Origin of the sequence: Ruminiclostridium hungatei, assembly GCF_002051585.1 — a bacterium.
Classification (GTDB): Bacteria; Bacillota; Clostridia; order Acetivibrionales; family DSM-1351; genus Ruminiclostridium; species Ruminiclostridium hungatei.
In genome coordinates, this window is sequence record NZ_MZGX01000041.1 from 1 (window position 1) to 12,611 (window position 12,611).

At 37.7% G+C, this 12,611-nt stretch carries 11 protein-coding genes; 8 read left to right on the plus strand and 3 right to left on the minus strand.

The window, feature by feature from the left end:
* Window positions 1-416: 416 nt before the first annotated feature.
* Entirely contained in the window at window positions 417-983 is a 567-nt protein-coding gene (locus tag CLHUN_RS21000; RefSeq protein WP_080066650.1) for a C39 family peptidase, read from the minus strand.
* Between the two features lie 353 nt (window positions 984-1,336).
* Here CLHUN_RS21000 and CLHUN_RS21005 point away from each other — a divergent pair, with 353 nt between their 5' ends.
* The 6 genes from CLHUN_RS21005 to CLHUN_RS21030 all read left to right on the plus strand — a co-directional run bounded on the left by CLHUN_RS21005 (window position 1,337) and on the right by CLHUN_RS21030 (window position 6,723).
* Window positions 1,337-2,527 carry a GNAT family N-acetyltransferase gene (locus tag CLHUN_RS21005; protein WP_080066651.1) on the plus strand — a complete coding sequence of 397 codons (1,191 nt, stop codon included), beginning with the start codon at window positions 1,337-1,339 and terminating at the stop codon, window positions 2,525-2,527.
* A 60-nt stretch (window positions 2,528-2,587) separates the two neighbouring features.
* Window positions 2,588-3,475: a class I SAM-dependent methyltransferase gene (locus tag CLHUN_RS21010; RefSeq protein ID WP_080066652.1), complete on the plus strand. Its 888-nt coding sequence runs from the start codon at window positions 2,588-2,590 to the stop codon at window positions 3,473-3,475.
* A 1-nt stretch (window position 3,476) separates the two neighbouring features.
* On the plus strand, window positions 3,477-4,589 hold the full coding sequence (locus CLHUN_RS21015; protein ID WP_080066653.1) for an acyltransferase family protein: 1,113 nt from the start codon (window positions 3,477-3,479) through the stop codon (window positions 4,587-4,589).
* A 72-nt stretch (window positions 4,590-4,661) separates the two neighbouring features.
* The gene (locus CLHUN_RS21020) at window positions 4,662-5,051 is read left to right on the plus strand and encodes a YvaD family protein (RefSeq protein ID WP_080066654.1); all 390 of its coding nucleotides are present in this window, start codon (window positions 4,662-4,664) and stop codon (window positions 5,049-5,051) included.
* A gap of 77 nt (window positions 5,052-5,128) precedes the next feature.
* On the plus strand, window positions 5,129-5,452 hold the full coding sequence (locus CLHUN_RS21025) for a DMT family transporter (protein WP_080066655.1): 324 nt from the start codon (window positions 5,129-5,131) through the stop codon (window positions 5,450-5,452).
* Window positions 5,453-5,577: 125 nt separating this feature from the next.
* Window positions 5,578-6,723, plus strand: coding sequence for an SDR family oxidoreductase (locus CLHUN_RS21030; protein ID WP_080066656.1), 1,146 nt, complete (start codon window positions 5,578-5,580; stop codon window positions 6,721-6,723).
* Window positions 6,724-7,026: 303 nt separating this feature from the next.
* On the opposite strand, the gene CLHUN_RS21035 is transcribed toward CLHUN_RS21030, so the two are convergent.
* Complete coding sequence (locus tag CLHUN_RS21035; RefSeq protein WP_080066657.1) at window positions 7,027-8,118, minus strand: hypothetical protein; 1,092 nt, start codon at window positions 8,116-8,118, stop codon at window positions 7,027-7,029.
* 620 nt (window positions 8,119-8,738) lie between these two features.
* Window positions 8,739-9,725: a LysM peptidoglycan-binding domain-containing protein gene (locus tag CLHUN_RS21040; protein WP_242656586.1), complete on the minus strand. Its 987-nt coding sequence runs from the start codon at window positions 9,723-9,725 to the stop codon at window positions 8,739-8,741.
* Between the two features lie 512 nt (window positions 9,726-10,237).
* On the opposite strand from CLHUN_RS21040, the gene CLHUN_RS21045 reads away from it, so the two are divergent.
* Both CLHUN_RS21045 and CLHUN_RS21050 read left to right on the plus strand, forming a co-directional pair.
* Window positions 10,238-11,212, plus strand: a complete 975-nt coding sequence (locus CLHUN_RS21045; protein WP_080066658.1) for a Gfo/Idh/MocA family protein — start codon at window positions 10,238-10,240, stop codon at window positions 11,210-11,212.
* A 236-nt stretch (window positions 11,213-11,448) separates the two neighbouring features.
* Window positions 11,449-11,892 carry a DinB family protein gene (locus CLHUN_RS21050; RefSeq protein WP_080066659.1) on the plus strand — a complete coding sequence of 148 codons (444 nt, stop codon included), beginning with the start codon at window positions 11,449-11,451 and terminating at the stop codon, window positions 11,890-11,892.
* Window positions 11,893-12,611 lie beyond the last annotated feature (719 nt).

Sequence of the window (12,611 nt, forward strand, 5' to 3'; positions counted from 1 at the left end):
TAGCTACAGAGTAAAGGAAAAGAAAAAAGCTGGTTTCTATGATCCCAACAGATTTGAATCAACTTCTGCGGATTAATTGGGGAATTTTCTACCGTTGTTTTAGGGGATTTTAGAAATGTTCTTGACAGCAGCAGGAATGGATTTGCATTTAATTGAATAAAAATGTAAGCACTTTAATATGTAGCTTTGTTCTGAAAAAGTGGGTGTTCACCCATTAAAAGTCTCATTTTATTGTTTTTAAGTGCCGAGTTACCATAAGAAATTGTTGCCGAAGTAAACACCAGGTAGGATAAATATCGGTTGTCTTAAAAAAATAATCAAAATTTAAAGGCATGTATCCAAAAGTAATTTTAATAAGCTTTTGGATACATGCCTTTTCATTGATATTTGCCTCTATAATAATTAGTAAATTTAAATTAATTACCTAAAACTGAAACTGTTTCATACCATGAAAAATTTTGTGTTGTTCCGTTGTAGGTTTTTTGAAAACCGGTTAAAAGGGAATTGAACGGAATCGAATATTTAGTAGCATTGTATGGGTCCATATAATTTATATTGGGATTAGATCCGCTGTCTTGATAACCAAATATTACTATATAATGTCCGACAGAATTGTTCCGACCTATTATCAATGCGATAATAGGATAACCTTGATCGATATTGCTTTTTATACTTTTGTAATTCAAAGTGGTGGTAAAGCGTTCCGTGTAGACATTACTTGCAAAATGATTAATAGCACGTCTTACCTGCGCCGAATCAGCAGTGAAATTTGGAAGACTGGGTCCCATTATATAGCTGACTATGGATGATTGAGATTCGCTGCCTTGAAGAATTGACCTTATGCATGCAGCCCAACACCAATTGCTTTTTTCCTGTGTAATAGGACTGACATTGGTAGAGGCAGCAAAAATAGATTGCGTAAATAAAACCAATATTAAAATTACTGCTATAAGTCTGCTGACCTTACGAGATTTGTTTCTCATTTTTAATCGCTCCAATCATATGTAGAATAGTAATATTTATGGAATTATAGAGGGTAGTTAAATAATAACATAAAAAGTATATAAAGTAAAATATTACCATAAAATTCGAGCTGTTTTACACTTGGAAGGTTTGTGCCAGTGAGTTTTCTATTACAAAAGTCAAAATTTGTATGTAAAATAAAGGAATATTAAGATAATTGTGTAAAATCTATTGACAGTTAATTACATAGAATAATATAATATTTTTGGAAATATGAGTAAACCTATAAGTTTAATAATATTTGTCGCAATTAAGTATTTCCGAAAAAAACAAAAACCAGGAAGATTAAGTGTAATAGGAATGGTGCTCTGTGATGTATGCAAAAATTATACAATCCATTAAAGATGTGAATGAAGAAGAGTGGAACAGATTGGTAAGTCCTCAGGATATCCAGATGTCGTATAGCTATATAAAGTCTGTTGAAAATTCAGAAATCAGCGACTATCAGCATCGGTACATTTTGATATATGATGATGGAAGCCAGCTCATTGCTTCCCTTCCGGTTTTTATAACAAATAAATTCTGTCTGGATACACCTCTTACGGGAAAATGTAAAATGCTCTGCAAAAAAATAAGAGATGTCCTGCCTATGTTTTTAAGCAAGAGAGTGCTCTTTTGCGGGTGCTGCATATCTGAATACAACAAAATCAATATAAGGGAAAAAACTGAAAAAAACATGGTTTTGAAGCTGATTCTTGAGGAAATTGATGCACTGGCGGAAAGAGAAAAGGTTAAATTTGTACTTGCAAAGGATTTTATCGATGATGGCAACTGCTTTAAAGAAGAAAGCCAAAAGAAGGGGTATTTTGATTTTTGCTCTCTTCCCGGAACTTATATAGATATTGAATGTGATTCATTTGAGACTTACATACAGGGCTTGAAAATCAAGCAGCGTCAAAATATCCGCAATAAGATCAACAAGTGCAGAAAAGCAGGCGGCCTTGAGTTTGAAATTGTGGAGGACTTTGGGCAAATATCGGACAAGCTCCATGAGCTTTACATGTATACCTTTAACAATGCTGAAGTCCAGTTTGACAGGATTGGCAAGGATTTTTTCGAAAATATCAACAACTTTATGGGAGAGAGCTCAAAGGTAATATTGGCTAAAAGAGAAGGCAATATTATCGGTTTTGCACTATTGGTATGTTCCCAGGATTCATGCGTAAATGTCAGAATCGGACTTGATTACAAATATGCTCATTTATATCATGTTTATTTTATGCTCCACTATAAAAATATCGAGTATGCGATAGAGAGCGGGGCGAAGAGGCTTTATCTAAGCCAGACTACATATATACCAAAGCTGGAAATGGGAGCTAAAATTGCCGGGCTCACAGGCTTTGTCAGACATAGAAGCGGTTTTGTAAATGTCATATACAAATTTTTATTCAGAAAGCTGTTCAGCCAGTACCAGAGCCTGAGCCAGGCTGAAAATCCTCACAATGAGCTTAAAGCGATTCTTTCAGATAAATTCAGCGGGAAAACCCATAGGAAAAGTGCCTGACATTGTGAATATAAATGGTCAGAGTTATTTTAAAATAGAAGGTCAACTTAGGAGGTCAAAATGATACGGAAAGCTCAACTGATATTTAAGTTTGCATATCTGAGATTAGCAAAAAAATATGCAAACAGTGCCAAGGATTATGATAATGCAAGTGTTGACTACGATTCCTTTTTTTCAAAAACCATGGGAAAATACTCTTTGGAAATGATTGATAAGATTCATTTTGAAAAGGATCAGCAAATACTTGAGCTTGCATGCGGTACAGGTTTTATTACAGAAAATGTTGCAAAAAAAATGCAGGGACAGGGAGCAGTCACTACCGTGGATCAATCGGCGGGAATGCTGGAGTTGGCCAGGAGGAAGCTGGAAGGGTATGAAAATATCAAGCTGGACATGAGACAGGGCAATATGATGCAGCTTTTAAAAAGTATCCCTGACAACAGTTTTGACAATGCTGTCTGTGGATGGGCCATATGCTATGTTAACCCGGTGGAATTTCTTAAGGAAATTTACAGAGTACTGAAACCTGATGGCCGGATAGGAATAATTGAAACACGCTCCGACTCGGAACAGGTTCTTATGGAAGCTTTTGACGAGGTTTTAGCGAAAGATCCCTCTTTATTGGAGCGGTATATAAAAATTGCACTGCCTTCAAATAGTGATGTGTTGAAAAACTGGTTTATCAAGGGAGGCTTGCAGCCTGTGGAATGCTGGGAGGGTGAGGAGGTACTGCCCTATTACGATTCTGAAGGCGCCATAGAATGGGTGCAGCGCTCAGGAGCTTCGGCGGGTTTCCTGGACGTAATCAACCGTGACCGGCTTCAGGAAGTATTGGACAAGGTAAAGGCAATTATAGACAGAGATATGGATAATGGAAAGAACTTTAAACTGTCTCATACATATGTTGCAGGTGTTGCGAGGAAACAAACAGGGAGCGGGAGTGTGTAATATGTTCAAAGGTGTTGAAATCGTGAATGCTGCTGTTGCTTCTGAAAAAAGGGTATATCACTATCTGAACAATATAAAGGTTTTCCTTGCTTTTCTGATTGTGGCCTGCCATGCCAATATGGCATACGGCGGGGCGGGAGGCTGGTATTATGTTGAGGTGACCAACGATGAGCTTTCAACCTCCCTGCTTACCATGGCGAATGCAATAATACAAAGCTTTTCAATGGCCTTGTTTTTTTTCCTTGCCGCATATTTCAGTCCCGGTTCATATGACAAACGGAGTTTTTCCAGATATTTTAAGGACAGGACAAGCAGGTTGGTCCTGCCGGGGCTGTTCTATTGTCTGGTGCTGAACCCCCTATGCATCAATCTGGTAAGAAAGCAGGATTATTTTTCTTCATTGGGCTTTTATAATCTATGGTTTGTAATGGCACTGTTTTTTTTCTCAGTGGCATATGCTTTGCTCAGGAGGTTTATTCCAATAAAAGTTCCTGCAATTGGCAATCCAAAATCCAGGCATATATTTGCCTTGATTATATTTATAGGCATTCTTAATTTCATTACCAGAATTTTTTTTAAAACTGATAAAATGTACATATTTGATTTCACATTTGGTTACTTTCCCCAGTATATCGTTTTTTTCATTCTTGGTGTTATAGCCTTCAGAAATAATTGGCTGGACAGTCTGAACAAAAACCTGGCGAGAAGACATCTCAGCATTTCAATTGCTTCAATAGTACTATTCCCCGCAGTGTTTTTAATAGCAGCTTCAGGAACTGGCAGCCTTGAGAATTTTTTCGGAGGAGTGACCTTTGAATCAATGTTTTACTCCATGTGGGAGCCACTGTTGTCTGTAGGAATAATTCTAGGTATTTTATCAGGCTTCAGAAATAAATTGAATTTTACAATACCTGTTTTAAGTAAATTGGCCAGATGCAGCTATTCAATCTACATAATACAGGGCCCCATTATTGTAATATTACAGATAGCATTAAGGGCTATAAACATAAATATTCTTGCAAAAGCGTCAATAGTAACGGTTTTAACCTTCGGGACAACATTTGCAATTAGTTTGCTTATACTTAAAATACCAAGACTTGATAAAATATTATAATATTTGCTGATTCAGGATATTTTTTAAAAACATAAACGTATAAATAATTAAAAAACAATTCAGGAGGTAGGCATGAAAACACTCAAAGTTTTTCTTTTAATAACTGATATAGGATTTATCATATACTGGCTGGTGACCGGTATGCATCTGATACCTGAAAGCTGGGCGTTCAAGGATTATGACAATCCAATACTGGTTGCATGGAACTGGTCGTTTTTCCCATTGGATATGTTTGTATCGGGAACCGGCTTGACCAGCATATATCTGTATTCAAAGAAAAATTCACTCTGGAAGAAGCTATGCTTGATATCCCTGGTTCTGACATTCTGCTCGGGGCTGCAGGCAATCGCCTTCTGGTCGCTGCGGCTGGACTTTGATATATCCTGGTGGGCTGTGAATCTGTATCTGTTAATTTATCCGCTATTCTTTATTAAAGGTGTTGTTAAGGACACAATCAAATAAGCCGGCAGGATATGTGTGGTTTTGTTGAATACCAGCTTCGGCAAGGAATTATGATTTCGAAAGGTAAAGGTGACTTGATGAATTGGCTGTATCTTGGTTTGGCAATTGTTTCTGAAGTATGTGGAACTACATTTATGAAGCTGTCCGACGGCATGACAAAATTGAAGTTTTCGGTTCTGATGCTGGTTTTCTATATTTTAAGCCTATCCATGCTTTCGTTGGCGCTGAAGAAAATAGAGATAGGAGTGGCCTATGCCATCTGGTCTGGAATCGGGATAGCATTAATTACCATAGTGGGAATAATATTTTTTAAAGAGTCCATATCGGTTTCCAAAATAGTTTTTATTTCCTTTATTCTGGTGGGAGCAATCGGACTCAATTTATTCGGTACTTCCCATTAACGATAAAGTCAGCAGGTTTAAAACCAATGACAGCGTACACCCTTGAAAGTATGGTTTTCTTAAGGGAAAGGACACAACCGTGATATACGCCAGGGAACCAAGGAAAGTTTAATGGAGGCTGAATAATGGAATATGTTTTAATAACAGGGATTACTGGTTTTATGGGACAACAGTTTATAAAAGAATACATGGAAAAGTATAAAAATACTACTGTTTTCGCCATTATCAGAAACAAAGGCAACAGGCCTGCTATTGAAAGGGCAGAGCTGCAAAGGTTTAAGAACTACATAGAAGAGGGCAGGCTTGTAATTCTTGGCGGGAGTCTGGAAGAGTGCAGTGTACTGGACGATAGCGATAAATTAAAGCTCCTTGTGGAAAAGGTATCAGAAATATGGCATTTGGCGGGGGCAACAGATTTTGAAGAGACCAAGAGGGAGAATACCTTCAGATGCAATGTCAACGGCATTTCAAATATTCTGGCCCTGGCAAAACAATTTAAAAAACTGCATGCTTTTTATCATTACAGTACTTCGTATATTTCACATAAAGGGAACGGTTTGGTCAGAGTGCCGGAAGATTGCCTGGATAGCTGTAGTCCGGCAAATACAAACAATCCCTATGAAGAAAGCAAATTGCTTGGTGAGAGGCTCGTGGCCGGGTCCGGGCTGCCATATGTGGTGTTCCGGCCGTCAATAGTAATGGGGCATTCTCAAACCGGAGAAGCGGAAAGTGACAAGATGGTATATGGAGCTTTAAAGTGCTACTTTTGGATTAAACAGTTTATTATGAAGCAGGAAGGGAAGGCTCAGGACAAATATGCGGCCAACAGATTAAGAATATGTGCAAATCCCCTGGCGACAAAAAACCTGATTTCTGTTGATGATGTAGTTGAGGCGTCCTTAAGGGCCCGGGAAAAGGGTGACCTGAACCTTGCATATAATCTGGTGAACCCTGAGCCCACAACTGTTACAGAGGTATGCGATGCTATTTTCAGAACCATTGGAACTGATTTTTTTGTACTTGATCCCGGTGTTGAAAAAGAGAATATGAATAAATTGGAGAGCCTGATATACAGGGCTACTAGCTTGTATAAGCCGTATATGCTGCAGGATGATCCTGCGTGGGACATGTCCAATACCTTGAAGCTCATGAAAAAGAATGAGTTCCATAAGTTTGATTTTGAAGTGCAGTGCAAGCTGTATAAGAGCTATATACAAAACCGGCTTTTGACAAACTCAAGCTTTACAAAAAAAATGCAATTTGTAAAATAATAGTTTTATTTTTTATAAGGAAACAAACCCAGAAAGATAGACTATATTGGCTTATAATAATTAAGCGACTAATGAGGATTGAATTTTGGTATTGTATACCACTCAGTCCTTTTAGTTTGCACTTTTGACAATTTTACGAGTTAAAAAACCGGAATTTATGTGTTTGTTATGACTGAGGATGAGAGAAAAAGAGAAAAAACGGCCTTAAAAAATTTTAAGGCCGGCTTACAACTGTTTATTAAAGGATAAGATACATTGTTTTTTATCATTATAGGATAGATTGTATGAGTTATAAATTATCAATTATGAATACAGCGATGAGGTTTGAGCAGCCAAGACATGTGTGCAGCGAAGTATGCCGTCATAATATTCGCTTGAATTGGACTCGTATACTATATATGTATAGGTAGCACCTAGATAGACTCCTTCAGCCATGGAAGGGAGCATATATTTTTTTGTAACAGAACCAAGTGTTGCTGTTGTTCCGGAAGTCGAGTAACTGCTGTAACAATACATTTCTGAAACGTATGAATTGCTGGTGGGAGTCCTGACATATGATCTTGTAATTATAACTTTTCCATCACGGAAGGATGCTCCCTGTGAACAGGAGGGGATTGACATTCTATGCTTATAGCTGGATAATGTGGAGTTGTTGGAAGCACTGTCCACAGCAGCTCCATTATAACTGTACATATAGGCTGAGCTTGATTCGTTGAAACCTCCTATCCAGAGTAAATCAGTTGTGGTTTCATATGCCAGGAAGCTTGCGGTGACAGTGGATGGAAGTTTTAGTGTAGATATTTGGGATAGGGTTGCCTGGCTGGTAATATTATTATTACCAGTCAAACCGGTTGATTTACTCAGACACGTTGATAAATCCGAATCAGAAATTCTGAGTATATAACTTGTACAAGCTACATAAGTGTAACCTCCTGAAGACGCTATTCCACCAAAATGGCCTGTTTGGCCACTTACGTTGATTTTGGTGTAGCTGGTACCGTTAGTTGTAGCAAAAATTGCGGAATCTCCACCGGTGTTATTATAAGCACTAATCAAGGTATAAGTTGTGCTGCCGATGGTATTATAACAGATTCCCTGTATGGTATAGCTGCTGCTTTCAGATACCCCTTTTTTGTCATTAGGTGCAGTAAAACTGCTTCCTGTTGAAACCTTTTCTGCATATAAATCAAGTGAAGCGGTAGTTGTTGTTGTATTTTTAAGATTTGTGAGGTTTTTGTTAATTGCCGCTTTAAAATCAGTAAAACTTGTAGAACCACCTATAAAATAGGTATAAAAAGTACTGGAAATTGCCGCAAAAGTATTTACAGATGCTGTAAAAGTAATAATTAAACACAAAGCAAATGGTAGAAATATTTTTAAGGTTTTTTTATGCATTTTTCCCCCTTTCTATTCTTCGTATCTTATCCACTTAGAGCATAACATAGCAGAATAAGTAATAATATAGTAAAATTTACAAAAAATAACAAATAAATTATTCTTATTTTTTATGTCCTGGGACAATTTAAAACTACAGCCGCTGTTGTTTTGACCTCATGTGGTGTTACGCACAGGTATGCAGACCAGCAAGCAACTGTTTCACCAACTTCAGTATCTGATGGAATAACTGCTCAAAGCAGTGAAAGTAGCGAGAAATTCTTTGATATGGATAATGCTGAAGATGCAACAAATTCCGAACCTATAAATAAGAGTACTGATGCCAAATCTGATTACTATGCTTAAACTTATATACTTTTATGTGGATGAGACCAAGCAAGTATCAAAAAATCAGTATGAGGTTTACACCACTATAAAGCTTGAGGAAACAAATAAAAAAAATAATTTAAAAGCTGAAAAAAGGTTAATCTGATTTTCACTGTATTTGAGGATGGAACTACCAGAAAGATAAAGAAGATTGAAAGCAGATAAACAGTATCCTTCACTGACAAAAGGGACCCTGCGAAGTTGGTTCGCAGAGTCCCTTGCTGATTTATTGCAGCTTTAAAAGCCTGATAAGCCTATTTCGGCAAAACAATTTTCTGTCCTTCAAAGATCATATTCGGATTTTTTATTCTATCCGAATTGGCATTATATATTTTCATATACTTGCTGGAATCTCCATATTGCTTTGCCGCAATTTTGCCCAGCGTATCGCCGGCTTTGACAGTATAAACTGTTCCATTTTCAGTTTTAAGAGCTGGTAAAATTCCATCTGCGGGTAAAACCAGGCTCATACCGACAATTAGCCGGTTATTATTTTTCTTCAGGAGTTCTTTATTGGCATTATAGATTTTTGTATGATATTTGTAGCTGCCATAATTGTTTAGTGCAATAGTTCCCAAGGTATCTCCCAACTGTACCTTATATGTGATAGTTCCTTGAGGTGTTGCTGCTGGCTTTGGAGCTGGAACAGGAGCAGGAGCAGATTCCTTTACAGGCTCTTTAACAGGCTCTTTAACAGGCTCCTTAACAGGCTCTTTAACAGGCTCTTTAACAGGCTCCTTTACAGGCTCCTTTACAGGCTCCTTTATCGGTTCCTGAACTGGTGCGGCGCCATCTGTAACCTTATACACGATTTTTGTAGTTTCATTAGCATCACTAAAGCTGAGTATGTAATAAGGATTTGGGGCACCCCAGAAGTTAGCTCCAAGAACTGCAGTTGCAGTCTTGTTTGCCTTAATCTCAGTTATGGCCTCTTCCTGACCGTCAATTGTCCACATAAGGCTGCCAATATAGAAACCCTCGGGATCATATGCCTGTAATTTTGCTGTCATAGTTTCTTTAGGAGTGAATTTTATTTCAGCATTTGCTGATACATACACTACCTCGTACTCCTCGGCTGCACTTGGTTCGAATTGAAGGGTTTTAGTTTCAGAATTAATCTTTCCGGACAAAGTATAAGAATATTTGTCGGTTGAGACAGATGCCATAACTGTTGATGGAATTGCTGTAAAGATCAATAATGCGACTAACAGTGATAAAGAAATTGTTTTTTTAATTCTCAAAATACTATCCTCCTTGTTTTTTGTATTGGTGTAGAATACTTGTACGATACCCCCTCCTCCTTATAAAGCTTATTCGCCTCCTTGCACAGTCGATAATTAACTTTGTTGCTTAAAAACTAGGTGTATCCTAAAAATATTATTAACACCAATGAATATTAAAATTATAATATACTTATTATGGAAACATCAAGTAAATAACTGATTATATTAATCAATTATTTACAATATGAGTAGTTTAAACAACATAAAAGTTATGCAAAGAGCAGGGATATACCTTAATAAATTAATAAAGTCTGGTAAAATAAATCTGTCTTTTATGGCAAAAGGCCACATATATGTGATATGCTTAATAAGTATAGCAGCTCAATACTTAAGGCGAAATATACAGGCAGCAAATGCATAAATACGGTATATGACTGTCCGGATGCAGTCAGGGCAGCTTAAATCAGAATATATCACAGCCTAAGCCTAAGTATACATAATCAACTATATTAAGGAAAGAGGAAGAAACTATGGATAACATGAAGGTAAAATGGGGCATTATCAGTTGTGCGGGAATTGCAGAATCCTCCGTAATTCCTGGGATATTAGGTGCTCAAAATGCTGAATTATACGCCATATCCAGCAGGGGGCCGGACAAACTGGAAAAATTCAAAAACAAGTTCAACCCTGTTAAAGCATATGAGAGCTACGAAGAGCTTTTGGATGATCCCCAGGTTGATGCAGTATACATCCCGTTACCCAACGGCCTGCATTATGAATGGACTCTAAAGGCTGCAGCCAAGAAAAAGCATGTTCTATGTGAAAAACCCATGGGAATATCAGAAGAACAAGTGATAAAAATGAAGGAAGCATGCGACAAAAACGGAGTCCTCTTGATGGAGGCCTTTGCCTACAGGCACAGTCCGCTTACCGTTAAGGTGAAGGAACTGGTGGACAGCGGTGCCATAGGCAAGGTAAAGTTTATGGAATCCCATTTCAGTTTTATGCTTAAGGACCCAAAGGATGTCAGGTTTTTTGACAGCCTGGCAGGTGGTGCTACTTATGATATAGGCTGCTACAACATAAATGTAATAAGATACATAATCGGAGAGGAACCTGTATCTTTATACGCAACCGGCGAGGTTGGGGAAAAATCCGGTGTGGATGAAAGCAGTTGTATTGTTATGGATTTTGACGGAGGTGTAAAGGCAGTATCCTATTGCTCCTTCCATTGTACTCTGAGAAGTGAATATACCATAGTTGGCGAAAAAGGAATTATCTCAGTTCCTGTTGTTTTCAATACAAAAGGTGATACAAAAATAGTTGTCAAAAAGGATGAGGGTATCGAGGAAATTAAAGTCACATGCCCTGATAACTATATGCTTGAGGTTGAGCAATTAGGAAGGTGCATATTGCACGGAGAAAAGCCCTATATTACCTTCGAGGATTCCTTAAATAATTCCAGGGTTATTGATGAAGCCCTGAGGCAGATTATCAAAAAGTAGTCTGGAGTGTCCGCCAAAATTTAAAAATATCTTTTGAACAGAGGCAGGAATTTATATTGACAATAAGGAAAATATATGTAAAAATACCTTGAAATAGATTTGTGGCTTGTATTTGCTTTTACAGCCACAAGTTCCTTGAATACAGGGCGAATACCCCACGGAGTCTGGTGACTCTGTGGGGTTTAATCATATGAGACGGATTTCAGCCATGAGCCGTATTTAGAAGGAGACTTAACATGAACTACAGAGAGGTTATATACAACTTCCATAAGTTTTTACTTTCCATAGACAGTGAAATTGCCCATATAAAAATTTCCGAAGAGAAATGGTCATTGAGGGAAATCGTGGGACACTTGATTGATTCGGCAGCAAATAATCACCACAGGCTGGTGAGGCTCCAATTTACCACCCGTTTGGATTTTCCTGCCTATGAAGCCGAACAGTGGATCAGTGCTCAGAAGTATAACAATATGGACTGGGAATTGCTTGTTTCTCTCTGGTACAGCTATAATTGCATGCTGATAAATATCATTGACAGCATTGAAGGTGACCAGCTTGACAATGTCTGGCTAAAAGGGGAAGAAGAAATACCACTTCGAGAGATTATCCACCAATATTACAGGCATCTTGAACTGCACATGGAGCATTTTAACAGCAGGCTGGGGGAACTTCTGCAGTAAAGGCTGAATAATTCCGGAGATGGGCTTGTTTACAAAAAACATTCTGACCGGGCTGAAAAGCGCTGGCAAGAAAAATGTTATTACTATAGGAGAAGGATTGAGATTCCGCATGGTATAGGGCTGTAAAGGACAAAATCAGAACAAAAGCTGTGTCTGACTGCATAAATCTGACTGCATAAATCAGATATTTATAAGGAAAATATCAGATGCAGCCGTATGAGCACAATAATTATTATATTCACATAGTTTTTTTGAGAGTGAGCATGCAGGACAAAACATGAGGAATTCGTACGTATAAGTGAGAATAAGAGATTTGAATTGAAATAAAGGCCAAATACAACGAAAATATATGTTGATACCGTTAGACAGTTGGTGTTATACTAACCAAGCTGTCGATGACGGCAACACTTTAAGCAGTATGGCTAAGGCGTGATGCTATCTGGTGGATAGCACTGAATGCCAAAAAATATAAGAAAATTTTAGTAGTTTTAACTATAAAAGTTTTTTAAAAAAGTGTTGACATGAAGATGGCATCGTGGTAACATAATAAAGCCGTCGCGGTGAGCGACTGGCGAACCTCCAAAGGCAATGGCATCAACGCTTTTGAGGGATGGACTTTGAAAAGTAAACAGTGACAAATACATGCAAATGTATGTACATTCGTGTACATTGTAAAGGACTCTTTTAAATTCCAGAATCCAATGGATTCTAAAAATTGA

Excerpts from the sequence above, each read along its gene's own strand:
- CLHUN_RS21045 (WP_080066658.1), top strand. The coding sequence starts at position 10,238 with ATGGATAACATGAAGGTAAAATGGGGCATTATCAGTTGTGCGGGAATT.
- CLHUN_RS21010 (WP_080066652.1), top strand. The coding sequence starts at position 2,588 with ATGATACGGAAAGCTCAACTGATATTTAAGTTTGCATATCTGAGATTA.
- CLHUN_RS21000 (WP_080066650.1), bottom strand. The coding sequence starts at position 983 with ATGAGAAACAAATCTCGTAAGGTCAGCAGACTTATAGCAGTAATTTTA.
- CLHUN_RS21025 (WP_080066655.1), top strand. The coding sequence starts at position 5,129 with ATGAATTGGCTGTATCTTGGTTTGGCAATTGTTTCTGAAGTATGTGGA.
- CLHUN_RS21030 (WP_080066656.1), top strand. The coding sequence starts at position 5,578 with ATGGAATATGTTTTAATAACAGGGATTACTGGTTTTATGGGACAACAG.
- CLHUN_RS21050 (WP_080066659.1), top strand. The coding sequence starts at position 11,449 with ATGAACTACAGAGAGGTTATATACAACTTCCATAAGTTTTTACTTTCC.
- CLHUN_RS21035 (WP_080066657.1), bottom strand. The coding sequence starts at position 8,118 with ATGCATAAAAAAACCTTAAAAATATTTCTACCATTTGCTTTGTGTTTA.
- CLHUN_RS21015 (WP_080066653.1), top strand. The coding sequence starts at position 3,477 with ATGTTCAAAGGTGTTGAAATCGTGAATGCTGCTGTTGCTTCTGAAAAA.
- CLHUN_RS21005 (WP_080066651.1), top strand. The coding sequence starts at position 1,337 with ATGTATGCAAAAATTATACAATCCATTAAAGATGTGAATGAAGAAGAG.
- CLHUN_RS21020 (WP_080066654.1), top strand. The coding sequence starts at position 4,662 with ATGAAAACACTCAAAGTTTTTCTTTTAATAACTGATATAGGATTTATC.